The sequence below is a fragment of the Couchioplanes caeruleus genome (assembly GCF_003751945.1).
GTDB classification, from domain to species: Bacteria; Actinomycetota; Actinomycetes; order Mycobacteriales; family Micromonosporaceae; genus Actinoplanes; species Actinoplanes caeruleus.
Genome location: NZ_RJKL01000001.1, coordinates 1,110,927 through 1,134,872, shown reverse-complemented (window position 1 = coordinate 1,134,872; position 23,946 = coordinate 1,110,927). Strand labels below are relative to the sequence as shown.

Here is a 23,946-nt window from a genome sequence, read left to right as displayed (position 1 = left end):
ATGCTGTTGTCGATGTGATGGTCCGCGACGTGTCTGAAAGGCCGACCGCCGCACCTTGCCGAGTTCGGCAGACTGCGGCAAGCGAGGTCAGATCTGCGGCTGTCCACCTTCCCGAAATCCGGCGGTCCGGTCCGGTGCCGCGTGGGACGGCTCGTGCGGACCAGGTTTCCACCGGCTGCCGAAGGCGGCCGGTGCCGTCAAGACCGGTTCCCGGTGGGCTGTCCGAGGATCGCGATCCCGCCGTCCGCGAGGCCGACGTGGACGCGCAACGGCCCGGCCGACCCGCGGTGCACGACCACGCCGCGGGGTGGTCCGCCGCACCACGCCGTGATCTCCTCGGCCGGACCCGAGACGTCGAGTGTCAGCTCGCCGGACGGCCGTCGCGTGTGCGGGGCGGTCCGGGCCGCCAGTCGCTCGCCCGGTGGCTGCGGCCAATGGATCAGTGCGGGAAGCCACGGCCGGGTCAACGCGGGCCCGAAGCCACCGAGTAGGAACTCCGGAACCGCGCCCCTTGCCGGTATCTCGTCCACCGAGCATCCGTCGGCGGCCGACACCTCCCGCAGCCGCTCCACGTCGTCGAAGCGCACGAGCCAGGTGACCGGGAGCAACGCCACATCGGGGTGTGCCGCCAAGGCATCCCGCTGGATCTGGGCGTACGGCGGCCCGGCGGCGGTCGCCGGCTCCCCGTTGGGATAGTGCACCTCGAGCATGGCCGAGCCAAGCGGGATGAACACATTGGACAGGCCCATTCCGTCCATCGTGCGGCCGGCGATGACGCTCAGCCCGGTCTCGCCGAGCGCTCGCTCGGCATCGTCGCGGCTCCGCGCGGCGAAGACCACATGATCAAGGATCGGCTCCGTACCGTTCGCAGTCATGACACGACATTAGAGTTGGTTTTCATTTCCATCAAGGGTCGAGCGCGCAAGGCCGGCGCATTGGGCGGAAGTCCGCGCAGAGTACGGCGGCTTCGGCGTCTCGGTTGCCGTCGTCCTGACCATCGCGGGGCCTGAACCTCGGTGGTTGTCGACGGCGCCACGTAGCTGAGTTGACGGGGACCGGCGCGAGCCAGGCCCCCGTACCGACCTCAGTAGACCTCCAGACCGATGGAGAAGCCGTCCGGGTCGAAGGCGTTCGAGTCGTACGCCCATCCGCTGAACCCGCCGCCGTCGTACAGCCACGGCGTGAACTGCCGAAGTCCGTTCTGGTCCCCCCCGCCCAGGTCGACGGTCTTGATGGAGGCTCTGATGTCGTAGAGGTCGATGCCGGCCGGCATCAGCCGGGTCTCCAGGCAGACCCGGGCCCGGTCGGGGTCGAACCGGTTGGCGTCGTACGCGACTGCGCTCATGCTTCCCCCCTCGCTCGCCCACTTGGTCCACTCCACCGGCCCGCGCTCGCTGCCGTTGCGGTCCTCGACCTGGATGCCGAACCGCAGGTCACGGTCACCGAGCCGGCCACGCGGGGCGGGCATGAGCTGCACGCGGGCGCCGTCCGGGTCGAAGGCGTTCGGGTCGCCGGCCCACTCGGAGCAGCCGCCGCCGAAGGTGGCGAACGGGGTCATCTGCATCTGCCCGACCTCGCTGCCGTTGTCGATGAGCTGGATGCCGAGCTGGAAGTTCGGCAGGTCGGAGTCTGCCATCGCCGGGGTGGCCCCGGCGAAGGCCATCGCTCCGGCGGCCGTGGCGGTCGCCAGCGTACGAAGGATTGCTCGTCGCATTTGTTCTGTCCCTCCTGGTCATCGGTTGATGTCTGGGACGGAACGTAGGACGGGGCGCTGGTCAAGCACTGGACGCCGGCGGGCCGGTACTGGACAGCCCGCGGACGGCTCGCTCCCGCTGGTGGTGGTCGCCGATCTCGGCGGCCAGGGTGAGCGCCGACTCGTGGTACGCCCGCGCCTGTTGCACCTGCCCCGACGCGGCCAGCGCCTCACCGAGGCTGTTGCCGGCGTTTGCCTCACCGGCCCGCTCACCGAGGCGGCTGAAGGTGACCAGCGACTGCCGCAGCAGGTCCAGCGCGGCGGCGTGGTCACCGGCACCGAGCCGGGCCAGGCCGAGCGCGTCGAGCGCGTACCCCTCGCCGGCCGGCTCGTTGTTGTTCCGGCACAGGTTCAGGGCCGTTCCGCACAGTTCGGCAGCCCGGTCATGGTCGCCCTGCTGCAGCGCGATGTGCCCGAGGCTGATGAGGGCGTACGCCTCGCCGACCGCGTCACCGGTGCGCCGGTTGATGGTGAGCGCCGCGCGCAGCCGTTCCCCGGCCGGGCCGGACAGCCCGCGCCGGAGCAGCACCTGGCCGAGGTTGCCGAGGGCGCGGGCCTCGCCGGTGCCGTCGCCGGCCGCCCGGCACAGCGTGATCGCTTCGTCGAGCCGGTCGGCCGCCTCGGCGTACCGGCCCTGCCGCTCGTGCAGGTAGCCCAGGTTGCCGAGCGCGCGGGCCTCCGCGACCGGGTCGGAGATCTTCGCGGCCAGGTCGGCGGCGTGCCGCAGCCGGAGTTCTGCCTCCGGGTACCGCCCCTGTTGAGCGAGGATGACGGCGAAATTGGTCTCCAGGTGCGCCTGCTGGCGGGTGTCGCCGAGCTGTTCGGCGGCCCGCAGCGCGTGCGTGTGCAGGGCGGCGGCCTCGTCGTGGTGCCCGCCGGCCTCCACGTAGCGCAGCAGCACCAGGGTCAGTGCGGTGGTGTGCGCAGGCAGCCCGTGTCGTTCGGCGTGCACGGCGGCCGCAACCAGGTTGGCCCGTTCCGCGTTCAGCCAGGCGAGGCTGCGGGCGGCGGTGTCCAGTGAGGGCCCCGGTGTTTCCGGGGGCGCGCCGGCGACGAGGCGGTGCCGTTCGGCGGGGTACATCGTCTCGACGGCGGTCTGCGCGGCGTACCGGTAGTAGTTCAGCAGCCGGTCCAGGGCGGTGTCGCGTTCGGCGTCGTCGGCGGCGAGCCGGGCGGCGTAGGCCTGCAGCAGGTCGTGCAGCACGAACCGGTCGTCGTCTTGACGCCGGATCAGGTGCGCCCGGGTCAGCTCGTCCACCGCCCGCCGGGTGACGGCCGGTTCCCCGCCGCAGAGCGCGGCCACGGCGTGGCCGTCGATGTCCGGGCCGGGGTGCAGCCCGAGCAGCCGGAACACCCGGGCTGTGGCCGGTGGCAGGTGGCCATACGACCAGGAAAGCACCACTCCGACGTCGGTCTGCGGGTCCGTCCCGGTGGCCAGCAGGTCCAGGCGCCGGTGCCGGTCGGACAGTTCGCCGACCAGCGCGGCCAGCGGCGCGGTGCCGCGCATCAGGGCCAGCTCGGCCGCGATCCGCAGGGCCAGCGGCAGGCGGGCGCACTGGACGGCGAGAGCGGCCACCGCATCCGGTTCGCCGTCCGTTCGTGACCGCAGCAGCCGGCCGGCCAGCGCGACCGCGTCGGCGAGCGGCAGCAGGTCCAGTTCCAGGCGGTCGGCGCCCTGCCCGGCGACCAGGCCGGCCAGCGAATCCCGGCTGGTCACCAGCACCATGCACGATCCGGTGCCGGGCAGCAGTGGGCGGACCTGCTCGACCCTGGCCGCGTTGTCCAGCAGCAGGAGCATCCGCCGGTCGGCGAGCAGGCTGCGGAGCCGGGCGGACCGTTCGGCGAGGTCGGACGGCACCGAGTCGGCGGGCAGCCCGAGCGACCTGAGCAGCCCGGCGACCGCGTCACCGGCCGCGACCGGCTGCTCCGGGTGGTACCCTCGCAGGTTGACGTAGAGCTGCCCGTCCACGAACCGGTCCCGCGCCCGGTGGCCCCAGTGCACCGCGAGGCTGGTCTTGCCGACCCCGGCGGTCCCGGACAGCACGATGATCCGCAGCGCCTCGCCGGGGTCGTCGAGGGCGAGCCGGTCCAACTCGTCGAGTTCGGTCTGACGGCCGGTGAAACCCCCGATGTCGGGCGGCAGTTCGGCAGGCGGCGGCGCCGTCCGCGCCTCCGGCGGATGCGGGGGTACGGCTACCGGCCGGCTGGTCGATGCGGACACCGTCCGGCGCACCGGCTCCTCGGCGAACAGGGCCTCGTGCGCCGCGGTGAGTTCCGGCCCCGGGTCTACGCCCAGTTCCTCGGCCAGATGTTTCCGTACTGCGTGGTAGGTGCCGAACGCCAGGGCCCGCCGCCCCGCCGCCTGGTAGGCCCGGATCAACCGGGCCTGACCGGTCTCGTCCAGTGGGCTGGCGGCGGCCGCCTCCGCGAGCAACCGCACCGCCCGGTCGGTGTGCCCGTCGGCCAGCATCGCCGCGGCGTACCGGGTCAGCGCCGACCGCCGCTCCTCGGCCAGCGCGATCACCGCCGGATGGCGGCCGAGCACCGGCACGTCGGCGAACGGCTCGCCGTGCTGCCACAGCCGAAGCGCCTCGCCGATCCGACGGTCGTCGTGCTCCTGCCCGGCCAGCCTGACCAGCCGCCGGAACTCGGCCAGATCGACGCTGCCGGGCGGGGCATTCAGCCGGTACCCGTCCCCGGCCAGCGGGATCAGCTCGCTGGGCTGCCTGGCCGGGCGCCGCGGTTCCAGGTGGCGGCGCAGATGCTTGATCCGGGTCTGGAGGATGTTGACGGCGCTGTCCGGCGGTTTGTCCTCCCACAGGGCGTGGATCAGCGCGGACCGGCTCACCGGCCGCCCCTCGGCGAGGAGCAGCAGCCCGAGGACGGCCCGTTGGCCGGCCGGGCCGAGGTCGGCCTGTTCCCCGCCGACCCACGCCCGGGTCAGGCCGAGAACCTGTATCCGTAGCACCAGTCTCCATCCAGTCGCTGTCCAGTGACGGCCGTCATCGTCTGCAGTCGAGCATGGAGAGCACGAACACAGAGGGGAACTGGTATGTCGCGAATTTTTCGATTTCTGGCCGCGGGACTTCTTTGCCCGGCGGCCGCCCTGCCGGCCGCCCTGCCGGCCGCCCTGCCGGCCGCCCTGCCGGCCGCCCTGCCGGCCGCCCTGCCGGCCGGAGCCGTCGTTGCGGCTCCGACGGTGGGCTGTTCCGTCGGCTACTACGGGCAGCAGGTGGACGCGTCGGTCCATCAGGCGGTGTTGAGGATCAACAACACCGGCACCGAGGCGATCGAGGGCTGGACGCTGCGCTTCAGGCTGCCGCCCGGACAGACGATCCTGCTGGTCAAGGGCGCATCCCTGGAGACCACTTCGGGTGCGATCGTCGCGCACGACATCGTCACGAACGCGACCGTCCGTCCCGGCGGCACGGTCACCGTCGCCTACCAGGCCACCGGCCAGGCCACCCGGCCAGCCACATTCACCGTCAACAGCGTCCCCTGCACCTGACAGGGGTTCCCCAAAACGCGGTCGCGATCGAGTCGGTCAGGTCGCAGGAGGCCACCTCGACGGCCACCCCGGCCTGGCGGATGCCGTCGAGCGCCGCAGAACCCACGTGCGGCGCGGTGCCTTGGACGACGAGGTTGCCGTCGACGCACTGCACCCGAGGACCGCCCTCCGCGAGAAGGACGTCGTAGGGCGGCGACGCGGCGGGAAGCGCGATCGGACGATCGAAACGGCCCGCCTGGTCCAGGCCGACACGGCCGTGGTGGTCGGGGACGCCGACTCCCGGGGCGCCGATGATCTCCATGCGGCGACGGGTGGCCGCCCGGCGGCTGCGGGCGGGGCCGGATCGTCAGAGGAGATCGTCGTCCAGATCGGCCAGCAGGGTGTCGCCACGGGCGAGCAGGTCCAGCCACGGTCCCGTACGTGGCAGCTCATGGTCGAAGAAGTACGTCGCCGCCAGGCGCTTGCCGTCGTAGAACGCGCCTCGCTTGCCGTGGGCGGCGATCGCCTGTTCCAGCCACATCCATGCGACGACGATGTGCCCGGCGGCGTCCAGGTAGGCGGTGGCGTTCGCCAGCGCGGTCCGGGGATCGCCCGAGGCCCACAGCGTCCGCGTCACCTCGGCCAGGCGTCCCCGGGCCGCATCGAGCGCGCGGGCCATACCCGACAGCTCCCGAGGGGCCCGCGACGTCGTCTCGCCCATCGTGCGCAGTAACAGGGACAGACCCGCGCCGCCGTCCATCGTGACCTTGCGTCCGAGCAGGTCCAGCGCCTGGATGCCGTCGGTGCCCTCGTGGATCGGGTTGAGCCGGTTGTCGCGGTAGAACTGCTCGACCGGGTACTCCCGGGTGTAGCCGTATCCGCCGTGCACCTGGATCGCGTAGTCGTTGGCCTTGAGGCACCACTGCGACGGCCACGCCTTCACGATGGGGGTCAGCACGTCCAGCAACAGTGGGGCGTCCGGGGAGTCCTCGTCGAGCAGCTTGGCGGCGTACAGGATGAGGGCGAGACCCCCCTCCACGTAGGTCTTCGATGCCAGGAGCATCCGGCGTACGTCCGGATGCCGCACGATCGGCACCGGCGGTGCCGACGGGTCCTTGTCTCCCGGCGGCCGGCCCTGGACGCGTTCACGCGCGTACGCCAGCGCGTGCAGATATCCGGTGTAACCGAGCGCGACCGCGCCGGCCCCGACGCCGATCCGCGCCTCGTTCATCATGTGGAACATGTATGCGAGCCCGCGGCCCTCCTCGCCGACGAGGTAGCCGACCGCGCCCGCGGCGCCGCGCGGCGCGTGGGTTCCGTCCCCGAACGACAGCACGGCGTTGGTGGTGCCCCGGAAGCCCATCTTGTGGTTCAGTCCGACGAGCACGACGTCGTTGCGCTCGCCCGGCGCACCGTCGGGCCCGAGCAGATGTTTCAGGACAATGAAGAGCGACAGCCCCTTGACCCCGGCCGGCGCGCCGGCGACCCGGGCCAGTACCAGGTGCACGATCGTCTCGCTGAGCTCGTGGTCGCCCCCGGAGATCCACATCTTGCTGCCGTGCAGCCGGTAGGTCCCGTCGCCCGCGGGCACGGCCCGGGTCGTCACGTCGCTGAGCGACGATCCGGCCTGCGGCTCCGACAGGCACATCGTGCCGGTGAACCGGCCCTCGACCATGGGCCGGACGAAGGCGTCGACATGCTCCTGGCCCGCGTACGCCAGCAGCAGGTTCACGGTCGCCATCGTGAGCATCGGGTACGCCGAGGTCGCGATGTTCGCGGCCTGGAACCACGCGAAGCAGGAGCGTGTGATGACGTGCGGCAGTTGGAGGCCGCCGATCTCCTCGTCCAGCGCGCCCCCGAGCAGCCCCGACTCGTGGAATGCCCGCAGGGCGGACTCGACCTCGGGGATGACCGTGACGCGCCCGCCGTCGAAGGTCGGTTCCTGCAGGTCGCCCTTGCGATTGTGGCCGGCGAACTCGCGCTCGGCGATGCGCGCCGAGACCTCGAGGACAGCGTCGAAGGTCTCCCGGGAGTGCTCGGCGAACCGGGAACGCTTGGTCAGCGCCTCGACGTCGAGCCACTCATAGAGGAGAAACTCGAGGTCACGCGCCGAGAGAATCCGAGACATCCGCTGAGCTTAATAGCTCCGCGGGGTTGTCCCGGCGACGTGCCGACCGGAGACGCTGAGCAACTGGACAGGAAGGAGACAGAACCGGCGAAACCGGGCCGGGGACTCGAACCCCGAACCTAAAGATTAATAGGTTGGGTCCGGCTGAGTCCGGTGGGGGTACGGAACATCCGAGCGACCACGGTTCGACGTAGGCGGGGTTTGCTGCAGCTTGCCGCAGCACTGGGCTTTTGCGCGTCAGTTCAGGAGGCGCTGTGCCCAATAGACTTGCCCGTCGGATCCCGCGCTGATCAGGGCGACTAGCAGGTCTTCCGGCTTAGCAGGCCCCGTGGCCACCATGTTCTCAGGTGGCGTCTGCGGTCGTGCCGGGCGGAGTACAAATTGGAAGGTCACCGGCGACGCGTCCACCGAGTCGACGTAGATGGCACTGCCGGAACTCCACGCCTGCCCATTGACCTCTCGCGTGCCAGCGCCTCGCAGCCACGAGTAGCGCTGCTGGGCAATGTCCAAGGACCCGTCCGAACCTGTACTGACGGCGTCGGGCTCGGCAGATGCCACCGCGATGAAACCGGGCGGAAGGTGACTGCGCTTGTCGAGCACAACGACCCGAAATGAGCCGCCTTTCTGAGGGTTGGGTGGCCGGTTCCAGACAACCCGTCCGAGGAAGATCTGGTCGCCGTCCTCGGCTTGTTCCGCGTTGCCGGGCTTGAGCGCGGCGTCGGCGGTCGCCTGGTCGACGACCTCGAGCGTCGCGTGAGCGTTGAGCGCCTCCGGCCCGTACGGCACACGGTGGTGCCACCACCTCCAGCCCGCCACGCCGGCGACCCCAGCCAGCAGCAATGCCATGCTCAGGAGCAGACTCGCCCTTCTTTTCACACCCGGCAGTAGAGCACAGAGGGAAGAAGCCCGCCGCCCCTTCGACCGACCTATGCGTCGGCGCCATCCGTACCGCCGAGCCGCGTCCGCAGCTATCGATGTTCGTTGTGGCGGTCATGACGGTCCGGAGGAAGCGATCGAGGAGCCTGGCCGGCCTGGCCATCACCTGTGCGTGATGACCAGGCGGGAGCGACCGCTCGAGCCTTCGGTGCGGCGCGGGCAAGGCCGTACGTGAGGACGTCGGTGGCGACCTTCCAGTTCGCCTTGTCGACGTACGGTCAGTTCGCCTTGAACTGCACTGCGGCGGGCTTCTTACGCGTTACCTGCTTCTCTACTTTGACCGTTGTGCTCGCTATGGCTTTCGCCTTGCGCGCGGGCTTGGCCGGCGGCGCGGCAGGCACCTTCTTGGCGGCCTCGTGCGTCTCGACCACGGTGTGTGAGATGCGCTCTCTATCGGACACCTCGTGACCGTTGACGGTCGCCCACCCGCGGATTGCCTTGTTGTCGGTCTTCGCGGCCTGTCGACTCCGCGTGAGTGTCATGCCCGGCCGCCAGTTGCCGAAGCCCCGTCCGACCTTCGTGCCCGCGCCGACGTACGCTGCCAGCGCGTCGCGCAGCGTCGCGGCGTTGGTCTCGTTCAAGTCGATCGTGTAGTCGGCACCTTCGAGCGAGAACGTGACGGTTTCCGTGGCGACACTTCCATCGAGGTCGTCGATCAGGGTTTCAATAATCTGCTTTGCCATGTTTCCTCAATGGTGTCGTGGGCCGTGAGTAGCCACCGGATCGCCGGTGCATGGAAGTCGCGGTGATGAAGGAGCTGAACTGGACGTGAGTGTCCGTTCCGATTTGACCCGATACCGCGGCCTGCTGCAACCGCCGGAGGCGGTGCAACTGTTGAATGCCTCGGTGGCGGCGCGCGCCTGCCCATGTGGGTGCTGACCGTTCAAGCGCCTTGACGGCGTTGCACCGACGCGGTCTACGTGCCGGCTACGGGCGCATCGAGGCCGAACAAGCTCCCGTGGCGTGACTGGGCTATGCGCACTGGGTCGACCTTCCAGATCTCTGTTGGAGCACCGCCGTCCAGGCGGCCCGATCGTGACGACGCGGGCTCGCCGGCGCCCCACCGTTCCCAGGGTGACACGGCAACCCGCGTCGGTAGTGCCATCTCCACGAGGCGGTCGATTGGCGGGTTTGGGTGACTTCTTGCGGGGGATACCGGCTCGAATAGGACGTGTTCCGGGCCGCTGTGGGCCGGGACGCTCGACCGGGCGTGATCGGATACGGATGTCGCCATGACTCAACTGGCAACCCGAGAGGCAGTGAAGGCAAGGCAGGATGAGGTGCAGCGGCGGAGCCGCGGGCTGGGCTGGATGAGTCTCGGTCTGGGCGTGGCACAGCTGGCGGCGCCGGAGACGGTGCGCCGGATCAGCGGCGTGGACGACTCCCTGACATCGCGGGCGGTGGTGCCGCTGGTCGGGGCGCGGGAGCTGGTCCACGCGGCCGGGCTCCTGACGAGCCGGCGCAAGAGCGTCTGGGCGTGGACCCGCGTCGCGGGCGACGCGATGGACCTGACCGCGCTGGGGATGGCCCTCGCCCACCGGGGTGGGCGCCGTCGGCGGCGGCTCGTCGGTGTCACCGGCGCCGTCGTCGCGATCACGGTGCTGGACCTGCTGACCGCAGTGCAGGCCACCCGGACGCGAGAAATCGGCTCTGTGCCGGCCCTGCGGCGCTCACGCAAAGGAGGATCCATGGAATTGACGGCAACGACGACCATCCGCAAACCCGCGTCGGAGGTCTACGCGTTCTGGCGCGATCTGGAGAACCTCCCGACGTTCATGGCGCATCTCGAGCAGGTTCGCGCCACGGGTGACCGTACGAGCCACTGGTCCGCGGGTGCTCCGTTCGGCACGAACGTCGAGTGGGACGCGGAGATCATCGACGAGGCGCCCGGCGAGAGGATCGCGTGGCGCTCCACCGGGCATGCCGACGTGCCGAACAGCGGCACCGTGCGGTTCGTCCCCGCCCCGGACGGTGTCAGCACCGAGGTGCACGTCGTGCTGGTGTACGACATTCCGGGCGGCGCGGTCGGCAAGGCGGTCGCGAAGTACTTCGGCGAGGAACCGCACCAGCAGCTCGACGACGACCTGCGCCGGCTCAAGCAGGTGCTGGAGACCGGCGAGGTGGTCCGCTCCGACGGCGCCCCGTGGGGCAAGCGGGCCCGCAAGGAGTTCCCGCAGCGTCCGGCGCAACCGCTGTCGGACGCCGAGCTCGCGAAGGGAGCGGACGCGTGAGGGCGAACACCTGGGCGGGCCGCAACAAGGTCGAGGTCCGTGACGTGCCGGACCCGAAGATCCTGAACAAGCGCGATGCCATCGTACGGATCACCTCCACCGCGATCTGCGGCTCGGACCTGCACCTGGTCAACGGCTATGTGCCCACGATGCAGGACGGCGACGTCATGGGCCATGAGTTCATGGGTGAGGTGATCGAGGTCGGCCCGGGCGTCGATCCGGATCGGCTGCGCGTCGGGGACCGGGTCGTCGTGCCGTTCCCCATCGCCTGCGGCGCGTGCGCCGCCTGCGCCGCAGAGATGTACTCCTGCTGCGAGAACTCCAACCCCAACGCCGGGATCGCGGAGAAGATGTTCGGTCACCCGGTCGCCGGGATCTTCGGCTATTCGCATCTGACCGGCGGCTTCGCGGGCGGCCAGGCACAGTACGCGCGGGTGCCGTTCGCCGACGTCGGCCCGCTGAAGATCGAGTCCGATCTGAGCGACGAGCAGGTGCTGTTCCTGTCCGACATCCTGCCCACCGGCTACATGGGTGCCGAGATGTGCGACATCCGGCCCAGCGACGTGGTGGCAGTGTGGGGCGCCGGCCCGGTCGGCCAGTTCGCCATGGACAGCGCCCGGGTGCTCGGCGCCGCGAAGGTCATCGCCATCGACAAGGAGCCGTACCGGCTGGAGATGGCGGAGCGGGCGGGATACACGCCGGTGAACTTCGAGGAGGTCGACGTGCGGTCCCGGCTGCTGGAACTGACCGGTGGGCGCGGACCCGACAAGTGCATCGACGCGGTCGGCCTGGAGGCCACCCACGGCAGCGCGCACATCGCCGCGTACGACCGGGTCAAGCAGGCCGTACGGTCGGAGACCGAGCGCCCCCACGCGCTGCGCCAGGCGATCATGTCGTGCCGCAGCGGCGGCGTGGTGTCGGTGATCGGCGTGTACGGCGGACTGATGGACAAGTTCCCCGCCGGCGCGTGGATGAACCGGGCCCTGACCCTGCGCACCGGGCAATGCCACGTGCAGCGCTACATGAAGCCGCTGCTGCAGCGCATCGAGCGGGGCGAGATCGATCCCACCCGGATCATCACCCACACGATGCCTCTCGACGAGGCGGAACGCGGCTTCGACATCTTCAAGAACAAGCAGGACAACTGCGAGAAGATCGTCCTCAAACCCTGACTGCCAGCCGCATCCGGCCGCCGCGGCAAGCACGGCGGCCGGATGCGGCGTTGCTCCGGCGGCGCCGGTACGCCCTTCGTACCCGGGACGCTCGCGCTCGTGTTGCACGATCTCATCGCCGCAGGCGAGGCCGAGCCGTCCTTCATCGTCAGCCACGAGCTGCCCCTCGACCGCGCGCCCGAGGCCTGTCAGAACTTTGACAAGCGGGACGACGGCTGGACGAAGGTCGTCCTGCACCCGGCGATCGAGGTCCGCTTTCGCCGGGCCGCCGACGGCAAGAGCACCGAACTGGCGGCCCGGCTGCGCGACCGGCGGCCGTCGGGCGCCGCGCTCAGCCGGCTGAATGACCCCACCGGCCCGTCAGGCCGCGTGACTGAGTTGGCACCTATCGGTCCAGCAGATCCCCGTGTGGTCACCGGGGTGTGGCGATGGTCGGGGGTAGGTAGAGGCCGCGGTCGGCAGCGCGCATGACGGCGGCCTCGCAGCTCGGGGCGCCGAGTTTGATGCGGGCGTGCTCCAGGGCGGTCCGCATGGTGGCGGCGGTGATGCCCAGGCGGGCGATGACTTGGGCGGGGGCGAAACCGGTGATGAGCATGCCGAGGACGGTCATCTCCCGGTGGCTGAGCCGGTGCAGGTCACCGGGTGGGCTCAGCAGGACGATGGCGGTGAGGTCGTGTGGTGACTGGTCGGGACAGGCCAGCATGGTGGCTTTGAGGTAGCCGGGCGCGGCGTGGGTTTGCCGGCTGGGGGTGAGGAAGGCGGCGCGGGTGTCGCCGTCGGCGTAACAGGTGGCGGCTTCGGTGGGCACGGGTGCGCCGGGGGTGAGCAGGCGGTGTCCGGGCAGACCGGGGACCGCGACGGTGTCGCCGGTGTGGGTGAGCACCACGCCGGCGACGGCATCGCCGACCAGGGCGGCGAGGGTCGTGATGCTGCGCATGGGGTCGACGGCGTGGGCGATCAGCGGGGCGAGGCGCTGCAGCAGGTCGCGGGCGGCGTCGCTCAGCGGTGTGGCGCTCACGGTGTTAGCGCCGAACAAGCCGAGGTAGCGACCGTCAGCCGTGACCAGTGGCACGGCGATACCCTCGCGGAACCCGGCCGGGTGTAGCTGCTCCCTCCAGACGGTCAGTGCCGAGGGGCAGATCGTCAGGTCTTTCATCCGTAGCGGGGTCCGATCGCGCTCCAGCCCCAGGAGCTCCAGCTCGCGGATGGTTTCCGGTCCCTGCAGGTACTGCTGGATCTTTTCGTCGTAGCCGTGGCTGCTCAGGGCGGGTTGCCGGCGGCGTTGGCTGTCGAGCAGGGCGATGCGGGCGGCGTCGAAACGGATCAGCCGATGCAGTGGGGCCAGTACGGCCTCGGCGCGGGCGGTGATGCCGGCAGGCATCGCGGCGATCTGCGCTACCTCGGCGACGACCCTGTCACCGCAGGCGACCCGCGAGCTCACCCCGAATCACCTCGCGGAGGTGCGGCCGGTTCGGCGGGGATGTACAGGCCACGGCGCAGCGCCCGGATCGCGGCCACCTGCCGCGACGGCGCGCCGAGCAAGGTCAGGATGTGGTCGATGTGCCCCGTGACCGCGTGTGCGGTAGCGCCCAGCGCGGCACCGACGCGGGTCATCGGCCACCCGGCCACCATCAGGCCCAGGATCTGCAGGTCGCGGCGGGTCAACCCGCACAGGTGCGGCGGCGGTGACAGCAACACCACCGCGCACAGATGCCCGGGCGGGGCAGGTGGGCACGTGATGGCGCTGACCCGCAACAGCCCGACGCACGGGTCCGCGTCAGAGTCTGATCCGGGGTCCGGGCACAGGAAGGTCGTCAGGGTGTGCCCGTCTGCCAGCCGGGCGCCGGCCGCGGCCAGCACACGGGAGCCCGGGACCAGCAGCGCATGATCGGGTAGGGCCACGATGGCACCGCCGCGGGTCAAGACGACACCCGCCCCCGCGTCACCCACCAGCCGGGCGACGGCGACGACGGTGCGCAGCGGGTCGATCGCGTGCGCGATCCACGGCAGCGCGCGTGCCATCAGCATGCACGCGGCTTCAGTGGCGGGCCGCGGGTCCGCGCTGTTGGTGTTGATCGCGCCGAGGTAGCGGCCGTCGGCGGCGAACAGTGCGGTGCCCAGACATTGCCGGATACCGGACGGGTACAGGTGCTGTGACCACATCGGCAACGTGTCCACCGGTACCGGCAGGTCCGCGATGCGCATCAGCGGGCGCGGACCCTGCATGCCGGCTTCTTCCAGATCTGCCGTGAGCTGCGGGCCGTCCAGCACCGACATGTCAGCGGCGCACAGCTGCACCATCGAGCCTCACTTCTCGGTTCAGCCCCCGCCCCACCACTATAGAACCCGTTGCAGCCGACCAGCCGTACGCCGTGTCCGTGACTGTTCGGAGTAGCGGTCAGCCTGGCTCCCACTGCCACGCCTACCCGGTCAACCGAAGACTTACCCCGGCTAAGCATCCATCGTCCTGAATAGCGGGTCGTGGAAGATCCGCTCGGGTGTCCATGGCGTGACGTGCCGCCCGGTACGGGTCCTGGAAGTCGATCTACATCGTTTCCGCAGGTGGGCGTTGGACGGGCGGGCTGGGAGCGACTACGTTCCAGCGCGATTTCCGGCATCAGCAGCGGCACCCCGGGCGGCAGACCCCGAGCCGTACCGGCGTCGCCTTCCCACCGCAAGTAGGTGCGGGCCAGATGCCCTGGCGCAGCACGTCGTTGGCGCGGGCGCCGTCGGCCGCCTGATGCCAGGCCGACGCCATCGGCGCCTCCTGGTGCCGGCGCACCACCTGGGCGCCGGGGACGGCGGCTCTTGGCGCGGGCGGCAACCCGGACTTCGGCCGGCTTCAGCGGCGCTCCACCGTGCACGCCCCGTCCGTCGCCCCGCTACGTGCCGTGCCGTGCCGCTGACGGTCTACCTATTAGACCTGGAGGACCTGACCGCGCTGCCATACCAGCAGCGGCGCGAGCTCTTCGACGGCCTGGGCCTCACGGCAGCCGGGTCGAGACACCGCCGAGCGGTACCGGCAACGCGGCCGCAGCGGCGTTCGGTATGGCGTCACAGTGACGCTCCCGAACGCCGCCGAACGACCGGGGCCGCCCCCTGACATCGCGGGGGCGGGTCCGAGCGGTGCGCGTCAGGTCAGCACGGTTTGATGTGCCACCACGGGGTGACGTTGACCGACCCGGTTTGCGGTGCCGTGGAAGTCCACACCTGGTTGTAGTTCTGGTCGTAGGCCCGGAAGACCGTGCCCGGGGTCTGGTTGTTGTTGTACGGCGAGACGCCGGTCCAGTCCGTCAGGTCCCACCATCTGCACTCGTAGAAGCTGAACGTGGTGCCTCTCACGACTATGCAGAACCATCCGTAGCTGCAGTTGACGTTCAGCTGCGCGCCGGTTCTGGTGTTGCTGTCCGACCGTGGGTCGAACGTCACGACGAGACCGTCGTACCTGACCTCGGTCGCGGAGACCTGGTGCCCGCCGGGGATGGCGGCGAGGACGGCGTCGACGCGTTGCTGAAGGCTCGCCGCTTGGGCGGTGGTAAGTCCTGACATGTGCCCCTGGGCACGGAATTCCGGCTGCGTGGGTGCAGCGGACGAGACGCCTGCCGACCCGGCGAGCAGCGCAGTTGTCGCGACCAGTATCGCGGCTAGCTTCCTGAGCATTGTCTTACCCTCCACTCCTGAACCGTGACTCGACGAGAGCCGGTTAACGGGATGCCGAGCGACCTTCCGGGTTGGGGCGAGTCATGTCTCGGCATGGGGATGTCACTGCCCAGGTGCCAGCCGGCACGCGAGCCGTAGTCGTCGCTGCCCATCGCCGTCCACCGCCTTTCTCTTCGGTAGCCGGCTGTCGGCATGACCGAACACTTTGGTCATGCCGACATTCAGGCTTCCGATCATGGTCGGCATCACCATCACCCCGGGCACCGGAGGCGGCATCCTCGCGTCAACGAACAACTCCGGCGAACGACCCCACACTGACGCCCCGCCACCGGGGCCGCAACGGACAAAAGCGCCACCAACTGCGCAATCAGGCCCGTCACGTGCTGATGCGGCACGGCGACGCGCTAGACGTCACCGGACGCTCGACGTAGGTGATACCTACTGTGCTGGAGCCGAGTCCCACCTCTTTGGGCAACGCACGGCCGTGCCCGCGCTCAGTCGAGCAGGACTGGCGCCGCCCGGAGCTTCGCACATCGCGCACGACCGCTTTCAGACAGTCCAAGGTCGGCACTACGGTGGCGGCGACGATCCACGAGGAGGCAGCGGTCGTGCCGGGAGCGAGCCCGAAGGCGGGGGAGCGGCGAAGGCGGGGGAGCGGCGAAGGCGGGGGAGCGGCGAAGGCGGGGGCGCAAGGGTGGAGCGCGACTACTTCGGCATCCTCGGGCCGGTCGCGGTGTGCCGCGACGGCAGCCCGGTGGAGATCACTGCGGGCCAGCAGCGGGCACTGCTGGCGGCACTGCTGCTCAATGCGGGGCGCCTCGTCCCCGCCGAGAGGCTCGCCCGATACCTGTGGGGCGACGATCCGCCGCCGTCGTACCGGGGCACGCTGCACTCACTGGTGTGCCGGCTGCGGCGCCGGCTGGAGCGCGGCGCTGGGGAGCCTCGTCGGCTCGTCTCCCAACCCCCCGGGTACCTGCTTCGGGTGCACCCCGGCGAGCTGGACTTGCAGCGCTTCGAGGCGCTCGCCGCCAGCGGGCGGCGCCACCTCGCGGCCGGTGCCGCGCTCGCCGCCGCGGCCGACCTACGCGCGGCGCTCGCGCTGTGGCGCGGCGACCCGCTCACCGACGTGGCGGCCGAGGCGCTGCGCGCTGCCGCGCTGCCGCGCCTGACGGAGCTGCGGCTGCAGGCCATCGAGGACCGCATCGAAGCCGAGTTGTTGGCGCAGCGGCCGGACGGACTGGTGGCCGAGCTGCGCCAGCTGACCGCCGAGCACCCACTGCGGGAGCACCTGCACCTGCAGCTCATGCGGGCGCTGGCGGCCACCGGCCGGCGAGGGGAGGTGCACGAGGTCTACGGTGGACTGCGTCGGACCTTGGTCCGCGAGTTGGGGGTCGAACCGACCGGGTCGGCGCGGCGGCTGCTCGCCGAGCTGTTGGGTGCTTCGTACGGCGCCGCTCCGGCCGGCGCCCGAACGACCGCGCCGGTTCGGGAGGCCGCGTCCGCCCGTACGGTCCCCACCGTCGGGGCGGCGGCGCACGGCCGGTCCGGCGCCGCGCGCCGCGCGATCGCCGTGCCGGCGCAGTTGCCGCCCGGAACCGTCGACTTTGTCGGTCGCCGCGCGGAGCTTGCCGCCCTGGGCCGACTGGCGGCCGCCGACGCGTCCGGCGGGGTGATCGTGCTCTTGCTGACCGGCCTGGCCGGAGCGGGCAAGTCGGCGCTGGGGCTGCACTGGGCCCGGGCGACGGCGGCGCGGTACCCGGACGGCCAACTCCACCTAGACCTTCGCGGACACGGGGCAGAAGCGCCGGTCACGCCGGCGCGGGCGCTGGACCGGCTGCTGCGGGCGCTGGGCGGGTCGGCCGGGCGGACCCCCGACGACCCGGCCGAGGCAGCCGCGCTGTTTCGGTCGCTGTCGGCGGGCCGCCAGCTGCTGCTGATGCTCGATGACGCCGACCGCAGCGACCAGGTCCTGCCGCTGTTGCCGGGCGGGCCGGGAAGCGTGGTCGTGGTGACCAGCCGGCATCTGCTGCCGGGCCTGGTCGCCCGGCACGGTGCGCGGCGTGTGCCGGTCGGGCCGCTGACCCCCGCCGACGCCTTGGCGCTGCTGGAGCGGACAGTCGGAGCGGACCGGCTACGGGCCGAACCGGGTGGCGCCGCCGCCCTCGTGGCCGGCTGCGGGCGGCATGCCCTCGCCGTCCGCGTCGTCGCGACGAACCTGACGCATCGGCCGGAGGGATCACTGGCGGGATATGCGGCCGGCCTGGTCCGCGACGACGGGCTCACGGCGCTCGACCTTGACGCCGGCGACATCGGCGTACGGGCCAGCCTCGACCGCTCCTTGCCGGGGCTCACTCTCGGCCAGCGGCGGCTGCTGCGCCGGTTGGCGCTGGCCGACGCGTCCGGCTTCACGGCCGACGCGGCGGCCGCGCTCGCCCGCCTCCCGCCGGCGGACGCGACGGGGATGCTGGACGGGCTGGCCGAAGTCCATCTGGTCGAGCGGTGCGCCGACGACCGGTATCGGTTGCACGGCGTGGTGCGACGCTTCGCCGCCGACCGGCTCCGGGCCGCGGACCCGCCCGAGCTGCGGGCACGCGCCCGAGACGCACTGCTGGACTGGCAGATGGCCCGGCTGTGGGCCGCCGCGGCGATGCTGCGCCCGCGACTGTGCCCCCCGCCGGTCAGTGCGGCCACCGGCGGCGAGTCCTTCGCCGGCCCCGCGGCGGCCGCCGCCTGGATCGACGCGGAGCTGCCCGGCCTTGTCGGCGCCGTCCGCGACTGCACCGACTGCGCCAGCCGCCGGACCGGCTGGCGGCTCGGCAGTGCCCTGCGCGGCTGCGCCGACCCCCATGACGTCCCGTCCGAGTGGACGGCAGTAGCGGCCGCGGCGCTCGACGTAGCGCAGCAGCGCGGCCGGCCCCGATCCATCGCGGCGGCCCACCTCAACCTCGCCCACGCCCACCTCGCCGCCGGCCATCGTGCCGGCGTGACGGCACACGCCCGCCGGGCCTTGCCGCTGACCCGGGACGCCGACTGGCCGACGGGCCAGGCCGCCGCCCTAGTGCTGCTGGGCCTGGCCCACCGGCATGACGGCCAAGCCCAATTGGCCGTCGCGCAGCTGACCGCGGCGGCCGCGATCTACCGGCGGCTCGGCGACACCGCCGGCGCAGCCACCGCGCTGGACAACCTCAGCCACGCGTACTGGCAGCTCGGCCAGCTCGATGAGGCGGCCCGCTGCCTGACCGAGGCGCTGCCCGGGTACCACCGGATCGACTGCCGCATCGGCGAGGGGCACGCGCTGCTCGGCCTCGCGGCCCTGCGCTGGGCGTTCGACCAACCCGCCCAGGCAGGGCGCCTCGCCGCAGACGCTCTGGCCGTCTACCGGAGACTCGGGAACCAGATCGGCGAGGCGTACGCCCGCTGCACCGCGACGGTGGTGCACTGGCCACGCGCGGACGCGGAGCGTGCCGTGGCATCGGCCCACCGAGCGGTACGGCTGCTCCGCGACACCGGCGATCCGATGTATCAGACGGCGGCGCTGAACTGGCTGGGCACGGTCTGCCGGTGCCGGGGCCGTCCGGGACCGGCCCGGGCGGCGTACGCCGAGGCGCTGCAGATCGCCGGCCGGACCGGTGCCGCCTACGAACGGGCGACGGCCCTGCTCGGACTGGCCAAGGTCGAGGTCAACGGCGGCGCCGCGCCGCAGGCCGAGGGTCACCTCGCGGAGGCGGCCGAGGTGATCGTCGGCTGCCGCTTTCGAGTTCTCGAAGGCGACGTGCTGTCCACCTGGGCGCGGGCGTACCTGCTCCGCGGCCGACTGCGGGCCGCGGCCAGTCACGCCCGCGGAGCCGTCCGGCTGTACCGCGAGACCGGGCATCGCTTCGCCGAGCGGCAGGCGCTGAGCCTGCTCGCCCGGGCCTGACAGCGGGGCACCCCGCGGCGCGCAAGCCGCGCGCAAGGTCGGCACTGCAGCCTGGCTCATGGGTCGGGATGTTCGCGGTATCCGCCCGGCCCGTCGCAGCAGCCCGACGGAGGGGACGAGCGAATGACCACCGTGGACGACCGAACCGGACCGGCCCGCGCCGCTACCGACGAGCACCGCCGGGAGGCCCGCCGCCGGGAGCTCGGCGAGCTGATCGACCGGGACCCGGAAACCCTGTCCGACGGCGCCCTGCTGGTCGACCAGCTGGCCCTGGACAGCCTCGCCATGATGACCGTGCTCGGCTGGCTGGGCAGCCAGGGCGTCACCCTGGACGCCGGGCGGGACCGGCCGGTCAGCGTCGGTGACGTGCTGTCGCTGATGGACCGGGCGGCCTTCCCGGGGCTGTCCATCCAGGTGGCCGACGGGCGCGGGCCTCGCCCGTCCGGTCCTGCCGAGGTGGCGGTGCGGCCGCACTCGTCCGACGACCCGCTGGCGCCCGTGCTGTCCGATCCGACCTTCCGGCTGACTCCGGTGGAACCGGACGACATAGGTTTCCTGTTCGCCCTGGCCACCCGACCCGAGACCTGCTTCCGCTGGCGGTACCGGGGTGCGCCGCCGTCGCTCGAGCGGTTCGCCGGCGACCTGTGGAAGCAGGTGTTGGTCCAGTACGTGGCCCGTCGCGCCGTGGACGATGGGCCGGTCGGGCACGTGATCAGCTACGGCGCCGATCCGAGCATGCGGTATGCCTACCTTGGCGCGGCGTTCCAGTCCCGGTATGTGGGAACCGGGCTGGCCGCTAACGCCGTCGCCGTCTTCGCCCGTCACCTCTTCCACACGTTCCCCCTGCACAAGATCTACATGGAGATACCCGGGTTCAACTGGCCGCAGGTGCGCAGCGGCGAGGGGCGCCTCTTCCAGGTGGAGGGGGTGCTGCGCGGGCACGACTACTACGCCGGCCGCCACTGGGACCAGTACCTGTGCGCCATCTACCCGGACCGGCCCGGCGCGGAGGCCCTGTGACGCCGGGCCGGCCGCTGCGGGCCCGCTCGCCTCCGGTCCTGCTCCGTACCGACGCGTCCACATCCGACACCTTGGAGGAGCCATGACGACAACCGACAACCACCGCCGAACCCTGCTGACGATGACCGGCCTGACCGCCGGCATCGCCGGCGTGCTGACCCCCGCGGCCGCCCAGGCGTCGCCCATTGCGGAGCCGCCGGCAAGGCATGGCCAGCCGGAGCCCGCAGCCCGGCCCGCCGAGGCCGCCGCCCCGACCTGCGCGAGCCATACGGACTTCGTGACCGGCACCGGCTACTACGTCCCGATCCCGAGCATCACCCGCAACGGTGGCGAGAGCAACTGCATCCTCGGCGTCGGGTCCTCCGGGTCCGGGGTCAAGGTGCTGCAGGACGCCCTGGTCCGCTGCTACGGGCAGAGCATCGAACGCGATGGTCAGTACGGCACGGCGACCCGCGACGCCGTGGCCAATGTGCAGCAGTTCCACGGGCTGCCCGTCGACGGGACGTACGGGCCCGACACGCGAGGCGCGATGAAGTGGCCGAAGTACCGCGAGAGCGACCAGGGTTTCGACCACTGCTGAGGAGCCGTCTCAGCTGCCGCAGGGCCGGCCGGGCGCCAGCCCTGCGGCGCAGCCTTGGTCACGGGGCCCCGGCAGGGCCGGCCGGCGGGCTCTCCGGCTCCAGTTCGCCGGCCAGGAACTGCCGGCGGGTCTCGGCCCGCTGCAGCTTGCCGGAGGAGGTCCGGCCCAGTCGCCCCGGCGCCAGCACGGCCACGACCGTCGGCGTGAGCCCCAGCTCCGCCGCGACGGCGGCGGTCACCGCGGAGCGCACCGCAGCGGCCGTAGGCCCGTCGGACCAGGCGCGGGACTCGACGGCCACGGCGAGCCGGTCGCCGGCGAGCCGGTCGCCGGCGAGCCGATGCCCCGACCCGACGGCGTCGTCCGGCACGGCGAACGCGGCCACGCCGCCGGGGCGCACCCCGGGGACCTCGCCCGCGACGGCCTCCACGTCCTGCGGGTACACGTTGCGGCCGGCGGCGAAGAGCACGTCCTTCTCCCGGCCGCAGACCACGAGCTCACCGTCGGCCAGGTACCCCAGGTCGCCGGTGGCCCGCCAGCCACCCGGCGGAGCCGGCGGCTCGCCCCAGTAGCCGCGGACGACACTGGCCCCGGCGACCTCGACGTGCCCCACCCGGCGCTCGCCCAGCGGCCGCCCGGTCACCCGGTGCACGACCCGCAGCCGGCAGCCCGGCACGGGCGGTCCCAGCCGGGCCAGCGCCCGACCTGGGCGGGGGCCGTCGGCGGGGACGGCGTACCCCCGCAGCTCCAACTCGTCGGGGTCGACCACGTCGAACTCCAGCCCCGCACCGGGCCGGGAGAAGCTCACCGCGAGGGTCGCCTCGGCGAGCCCGTACCCGCAGGTCAGGACGGACGGGTCCAGGCCGTGCCGGCGGGCCGCGGCGGCGAACCGGGTCATCAGCACCGGATCGACCGGCTCACCGCCGGTCAGCGCGAAGCGTAATGAGTCCAGCCGCAGCCCCGTGTCATGTCGTGGAAGCGCGTCCAGTAGGCGGGTTGCCAGCCCCCAGGCGAAGTTGGGGGCGGCCGTCGCCGTCGCCCGGTACGCGGCCACCGCTTCCAGCCAGCCGAGCGGCCGGGTCGCGAACACCGCCGGCGGCTGCAGCACCAACGGGCAGCCGCAGGACATCGGGAGCACGGCGAAGCCGACCAGCCCCATGTCGTGGTACAGCGGCAGCCAGCTCAACAGGCAGCCGTGCACCTCCGCGTGGCGGGTCGCCACCCGGATCGACGCCAGGTTCGCGGCGAGGTTGCCGTGTGTCACCGGTACCCCGCGCGGCTGCCGCGTGGAGCCGCTGGTGTACTGCAGGACCGCGAGATCGTCCGGGGCGGGCGTCGCCGGCGTCGCCGGCTCGTACACCGCGGCGTCCGCCACCGCCGCGTCCAGATCGGCTGTCGGCGCGGCCGCGGCCAGCTCCGGTCGTAGCCCGGCCAGGGGCACCCCGACGAGTACGAGTCCGAGCCGGCCGTCGGCGATGGTCCGCCGCAGGTGCGCGACGTACGCCGCGTCCGCGCGCCGGACCGGCATCGGCAGGATCGTGACGGCGGCACCGGACAGCCAGACACCCTGAATCGCGGTGACCAGCCCGACGCCGGTGTCGGCGAGCAGGCCGACCCGGCTGCCCGGGCCGACGCCATGACCGCGCAGCAGGGTCATCAGCCGTCGAGCCCGGTCGTGGACGGCGGCCCAGGTGACCGACCGAACGACGGCGTCGCCACCCAGTACCGTCAGGGTGCCCCGGCCGCCGCGGCGCTGGGCGACAAGGTCCACCACCGTGGCTGGATCGGTACTGGCTGTCGAGGTCACGTCGTCGTCCTTCCGTCTTCTCCAGGCCCGGGTCGGGCAACGGCCGCGCGAGCGCCAACCGCGGTCGGCGCGGCCGCTGCGCACCGAGGATGGCCGGCAGGCCTTGCGCCGTGCTTGCGCGGCCGGACAACACCGGCACCGAGGCGACGCCAGCGGCGAATCAGCCTTGGTCTGGCTCGATCGGATCTCTGGACTCTTACGCCTCGAGCACCCTGGTTGCGCTTCGACCAGTTCGGGGACTGAGTCGAAATAACGGCGGATCTCGATCTTCAAGGGAGACGCCAGGATGACGACGGAACCCATCGTCGAGCAGGGGCTGGCCGGCATTCAGGCGGGGTGTGGTCACGGATGAGCAGATGGTTGCGATGCTGGTCGACCGGGCTCGGGGTGACGGGCTGAAACCGACCGGTGAGGGCGGTCTGTTGAAGCAGATGACCAAGCGGATCCTCGAGTCCGCGTTGAAAGGTGGGATCACCGACCACGTCGGCTATGACAAGCACGACCCGGCCGGTCAGGGCAGCGGGAACTCGCGTAACGGGCACCGCGCCAAGACGGTGATCACTGACGTTGCCCGTCCGGAAACCATGAAGCGGGTCTGCCCCAGGGCGCCAAGGTGGAGGGCCCTACCGGACGTAGGACCTTGGCGTCATGAGGCAGGTCTGCTCGGCTCTGCCCGCGACCCCTACGATTACGCCGACTTCACCACCCGGTCGTCAACATCGATGCCTCCCGGGTCCTCGCCCGTCCCCGGCTGAGCGTCACCGGAGCCCACTCGGATTATTGGCACACCACTCGATCCACCTGACGCTCAGCCTCGCCGCCCTGGCCCGTTGACGGCGGTCTCAGGGTCAGCGGTGGTCGCTGTCGATCGCCCTCACCAAGAGCTGTGGCGACAGCTCGCCCAGGAGGGTACGGGTCGGCCGGAGTTCCCAGAGGGAGCCCGATTGCCCGTCGCCCTCGACCACGAGGATTCGCAGGCGGGGATGGTCGTCCAGCAGTCGTGTCAGCATGTGTGTCGCGACGGCCGGATCCGCGTCGTTGCGCAGCGTGGTGACCACCACCTGTGGTCGTGCCCGGTTGACGGCCTCCGCCAGCGGGACCTCGCGAGGCACCTCGGCCACCGCGCGGTCGCCGTACGCCTCCTTGAGCAGCTCAATGACCACGCCGCCGAGCACGCCGCGGAGATCGATGAGAACGGTGACGTGTCGCACGCCGGTCCTATCTCGAAGCGGGGGTATCCCCGCAGTATTCCCGGT

At 71.7% G+C, this 23,946-nt stretch carries 20 protein-coding genes and 1 pseudogene; 8 read left to right on the top strand and 13 right to left on the bottom strand.

What is annotated here, in order from left to right; translation table 11 throughout:
• Positions 1-197 precede the first annotated feature (197 nt).
• The 3 genes from EDD30_RS05380 to EDD30_RS05370 all read right to left on the bottom strand — a co-directional run bounded on the left by EDD30_RS05380 (position 198) and on the right by EDD30_RS05370 (position 4,721).
• Complete coding sequence (locus EDD30_RS05380; RefSeq protein ID WP_071805170.1) at positions 198-875, bottom strand: VOC family protein; 678 nt, start codon at positions 873-875, stop codon at positions 198-200.
• A gap of 209 nt (positions 876-1,084) precedes the next feature.
• Positions 1,085-1,714, bottom strand: a complete 630-nt coding sequence (locus tag EDD30_RS05375) for a hypothetical protein (RefSeq protein WP_071805169.1) — start codon at positions 1,712-1,714, stop codon at positions 1,085-1,087.
• Between the two features lie 61 nt (positions 1,715-1,775).
• Positions 1,776-4,721, bottom strand: coding sequence for an AfsR/SARP family transcriptional regulator (locus EDD30_RS05370; protein WP_170208252.1), 2,946 nt, complete (start codon positions 4,719-4,721; stop codon positions 1,776-1,778).
• Between the two features lie 84 nt (positions 4,722-4,805).
• Between EDD30_RS05370 and EDD30_RS40395 the strand changes: the two genes are divergently transcribed.
• Positions 4,806-5,261, top strand: a complete 456-nt coding sequence (locus EDD30_RS40395) for a cellulose binding domain-containing protein (RefSeq protein WP_148088117.1) — start codon at positions 4,806-4,808, stop codon at positions 5,259-5,261.
• On the opposite strand, the gene EDD30_RS05360 is transcribed toward EDD30_RS40395, so the two are convergent.
• The 4 genes from EDD30_RS05360 to EDD30_RS05345 all read right to left on the bottom strand — a co-directional run bounded on the left by EDD30_RS05360 (position 5,239) and on the right by EDD30_RS05345 (position 8,987).
• Positions 5,239-5,562, bottom strand: a complete 324-nt coding sequence (locus tag EDD30_RS05360; RefSeq protein ID WP_071809869.1) for a hypothetical protein — start codon at positions 5,560-5,562, stop codon at positions 5,239-5,241. The genes EDD30_RS40395 and EDD30_RS05360 overlap by 23 nt on opposite strands.
• 45 nt (positions 5,563-5,607) lie before the next feature.
• Positions 5,608-7,368 (bottom strand): acyl-CoA dehydrogenase, encoded by a 1,761-nt coding sequence (locus tag EDD30_RS05355; RefSeq protein WP_071809872.1) that lies wholly within the window; start codon positions 7,366-7,368, stop codon positions 5,608-5,610.
• A 237-nt stretch (positions 7,369-7,605) separates the two neighbouring features.
• Positions 7,606-8,214 (bottom strand): hypothetical protein, encoded by a 609-nt coding sequence (locus EDD30_RS05350; RefSeq protein ID WP_071809874.1) that lies wholly within the window; start codon positions 8,212-8,214, stop codon positions 7,606-7,608.
• Between the two features lie 308 nt (positions 8,215-8,522).
• Positions 8,523-8,987, bottom strand: coding sequence for a histone-like nucleoid-structuring protein Lsr2 (locus EDD30_RS05345; protein ID WP_071809876.1), 465 nt, complete (start codon positions 8,985-8,987; stop codon positions 8,523-8,525).
• A 627-nt stretch (positions 8,988-9,614) separates the two neighbouring features.
• Here EDD30_RS05345 and EDD30_RS40390 point away from each other — a divergent pair.
• From EDD30_RS40390 to EDD30_RS40385, 3 genes are all read left to right on the top strand, one after another.
• Positions 9,615-10,535: an SRPBCC family protein gene (locus EDD30_RS40390; RefSeq protein ID WP_244945126.1), complete on the top strand. Its 921-nt coding sequence runs from the start codon at positions 9,615-9,617 to the stop codon at positions 10,533-10,535.
• Positions 10,532-11,707 (top strand): zinc-dependent alcohol dehydrogenase, encoded by a 1,176-nt coding sequence (locus EDD30_RS05335; RefSeq protein WP_071809880.1) that lies wholly within the window; start codon positions 10,532-10,534, stop codon positions 11,705-11,707. Before EDD30_RS40390 ends, EDD30_RS05335 begins: the two co-directional genes overlap by 4 nt.
• A gap of 99 nt (positions 11,708-11,806) precedes the next feature.
• The gene (locus tag EDD30_RS40385) at positions 11,807-12,178 is read left to right on the top strand and encodes a hypothetical protein (protein WP_084557881.1); all 372 of its coding nucleotides are present in this window, start codon (positions 11,807-11,809) and stop codon (positions 12,176-12,178) included.
• On the opposite strand, the gene EDD30_RS05325 is transcribed toward EDD30_RS40385, so the two are convergent.
• From EDD30_RS05325 to EDD30_RS05315, 4 genes are all read right to left on the bottom strand, one after another.
• On the bottom strand, positions 12,120-13,148 hold the full coding sequence (locus tag EDD30_RS05325) for a LuxR C-terminal-related transcriptional regulator (RefSeq protein ID WP_123678086.1): 1,029 nt from the start codon (positions 13,146-13,148) through the stop codon (positions 12,120-12,122). The genes EDD30_RS40385 and EDD30_RS05325 overlap by 59 nt on opposite strands.
• A complete protein-coding gene (locus tag EDD30_RS05320) occupies positions 13,145-14,008 on the bottom strand; it encodes a helix-turn-helix transcriptional regulator (RefSeq protein WP_071809884.1) in 864 nt (287 codons plus the stop codon). Before EDD30_RS05320 ends, EDD30_RS05325 begins: the two co-directional genes overlap by 4 nt.
• Before the next feature lie 316 nt (positions 14,009-14,324).
• A complete protein-coding gene (locus tag EDD30_RS38785; RefSeq protein WP_170047709.1) occupies positions 14,325-14,465 on the bottom strand; it encodes a hypothetical protein in 141 nt (46 codons plus the stop codon).
• A 380-nt stretch (positions 14,466-14,845) separates the two neighbouring features.
• Positions 14,846-15,256 carry a hypothetical protein gene (locus EDD30_RS05315; RefSeq protein WP_084557883.1) on the bottom strand — a complete coding sequence of 137 codons (411 nt, stop codon included), beginning with the start codon at positions 15,254-15,256 and terminating at the stop codon, positions 14,846-14,848.
• A gap of 805 nt (positions 15,257-16,061) precedes the next feature.
• On the opposite strand from EDD30_RS05315, the gene EDD30_RS05310 reads away from it, so the two are divergent.
• The 3 genes from EDD30_RS05310 (at position 16,062) to EDD30_RS38775 (ending at position 20,886) form a co-directional block, all read left to right on the top strand.
• Positions 16,062-19,286, top strand: a complete 3,225-nt coding sequence (locus EDD30_RS05310; protein ID WP_071809888.1) for an AfsR/SARP family transcriptional regulator — start codon at positions 16,062-16,064, stop codon at positions 19,284-19,286.
• Between the two features lie 123 nt (positions 19,287-19,409).
• Positions 19,410-20,306 (top strand): GNAT family N-acetyltransferase, encoded by an 897-nt coding sequence (locus EDD30_RS38780; RefSeq protein ID WP_170047711.1) that lies wholly within the window; start codon positions 19,410-19,412, stop codon positions 20,304-20,306.
• Between the two features lie 82 nt (positions 20,307-20,388).
• Positions 20,389-20,886 (top strand): peptidoglycan-binding domain-containing protein, encoded by a 498-nt coding sequence (locus EDD30_RS38775; protein WP_071809890.1) that lies wholly within the window; start codon positions 20,389-20,391, stop codon positions 20,884-20,886.
• A 58-nt stretch (positions 20,887-20,944) separates the two neighbouring features.
• On the opposite strand, the gene EDD30_RS05300 is transcribed toward EDD30_RS38775, so the two are convergent.
• Positions 20,945-22,690, bottom strand: coding sequence for an AMP-binding protein (locus EDD30_RS05300; protein ID WP_170208251.1), 1,746 nt, complete (start codon positions 22,688-22,690; stop codon positions 20,945-20,947).
• 338 nt (positions 22,691-23,028) lie between these two features.
• On the opposite strand from EDD30_RS05300, the pseudogene EDD30_RS40380 reads away from it, so the two are divergent.
• A pseudogene (locus EDD30_RS40380) lies at positions 23,029-23,271 on the top strand (transposase); the annotation flags it as partial.
• Positions 23,272-23,538: 267 nt separating this feature from the next.
• Here EDD30_RS40380 and EDD30_RS05290 read toward each other — a convergent pair.
• Positions 23,539-23,901, bottom strand: a complete 363-nt coding sequence (locus EDD30_RS05290; protein WP_071805083.1) for a hypothetical protein — start codon at positions 23,899-23,901, stop codon at positions 23,539-23,541.
• Positions 23,902-23,946 lie beyond the last annotated feature (45 nt).

Coding starts and splice junctions, on each gene's coding strand:
- EDD30_RS38780 (WP_170047711.1), top strand. CDS start 19,410: ATGACCACCGTGGACGACCGAACCGGACCGGCCCGCGCCGCTACCGAC.
- EDD30_RS05375 (WP_071805169.1), bottom strand. CDS start 1,714: ATGCGACGAGCAATCCTTCGTACGCTGGCGACCGCCACGGCCGCCGGA.
- EDD30_RS38785 (WP_170047709.1), bottom strand. CDS start 14,465: ATGGCGTCGGCCTGGCATCAGGCGGCCGACGGCGCCCGCGCCAACGAC.
- EDD30_RS05355 (WP_071809872.1), bottom strand. CDS start 7,368: ATGTCTCGGATTCTCTCGGCGCGTGACCTCGAGTTTCTCCTCTATGAG.
- EDD30_RS38775 (WP_071809890.1), top strand. CDS start 20,389: ATGACGACAACCGACAACCACCGCCGAACCCTGCTGACGATGACCGGC.
- EDD30_RS05315 (WP_084557883.1), bottom strand. CDS start 15,256: ATGTCAGGACTTACCACCGCCCAAGCGGCGAGCCTTCAGCAACGCGTC.
- EDD30_RS40395 (WP_148088117.1), top strand. CDS start 4,806: ATGTCGCGAATTTTTCGATTTCTGGCCGCGGGACTTCTTTGCCCGGCG.
- EDD30_RS05380 (WP_071805170.1), bottom strand. CDS start 875: ATGACTGCGAACGGTACGGAGCCGATCCTTGATCATGTGGTCTTCGCC.
- EDD30_RS05320 (WP_071809884.1), bottom strand. CDS start 14,008: ATGGTGCAGCTGTGCGCCGCTGACATGTCGGTGCTGGACGGCCCGCAG.
- EDD30_RS05360 (WP_071809869.1), bottom strand. CDS start 5,562: ATGGAGATCATCGGCGCCCCGGGAGTCGGCGTCCCCGACCACCACGGC.
- EDD30_RS40390 (WP_244945126.1), top strand. CDS start 9,615: ATGAGTCTCGGTCTGGGCGTGGCACAGCTGGCGGCGCCGGAGACGGTG.
- EDD30_RS05350 (WP_071809874.1), bottom strand. CDS start 8,214: ATGGCATTGCTGCTGGCTGGGGTCGCCGGCGTGGCGGGCTGGAGGTGG.
- EDD30_RS05345 (WP_071809876.1), bottom strand. CDS start 8,987: ATGGCAAAGCAGATTATTGAAACCCTGATCGACGACCTCGATGGAAGT.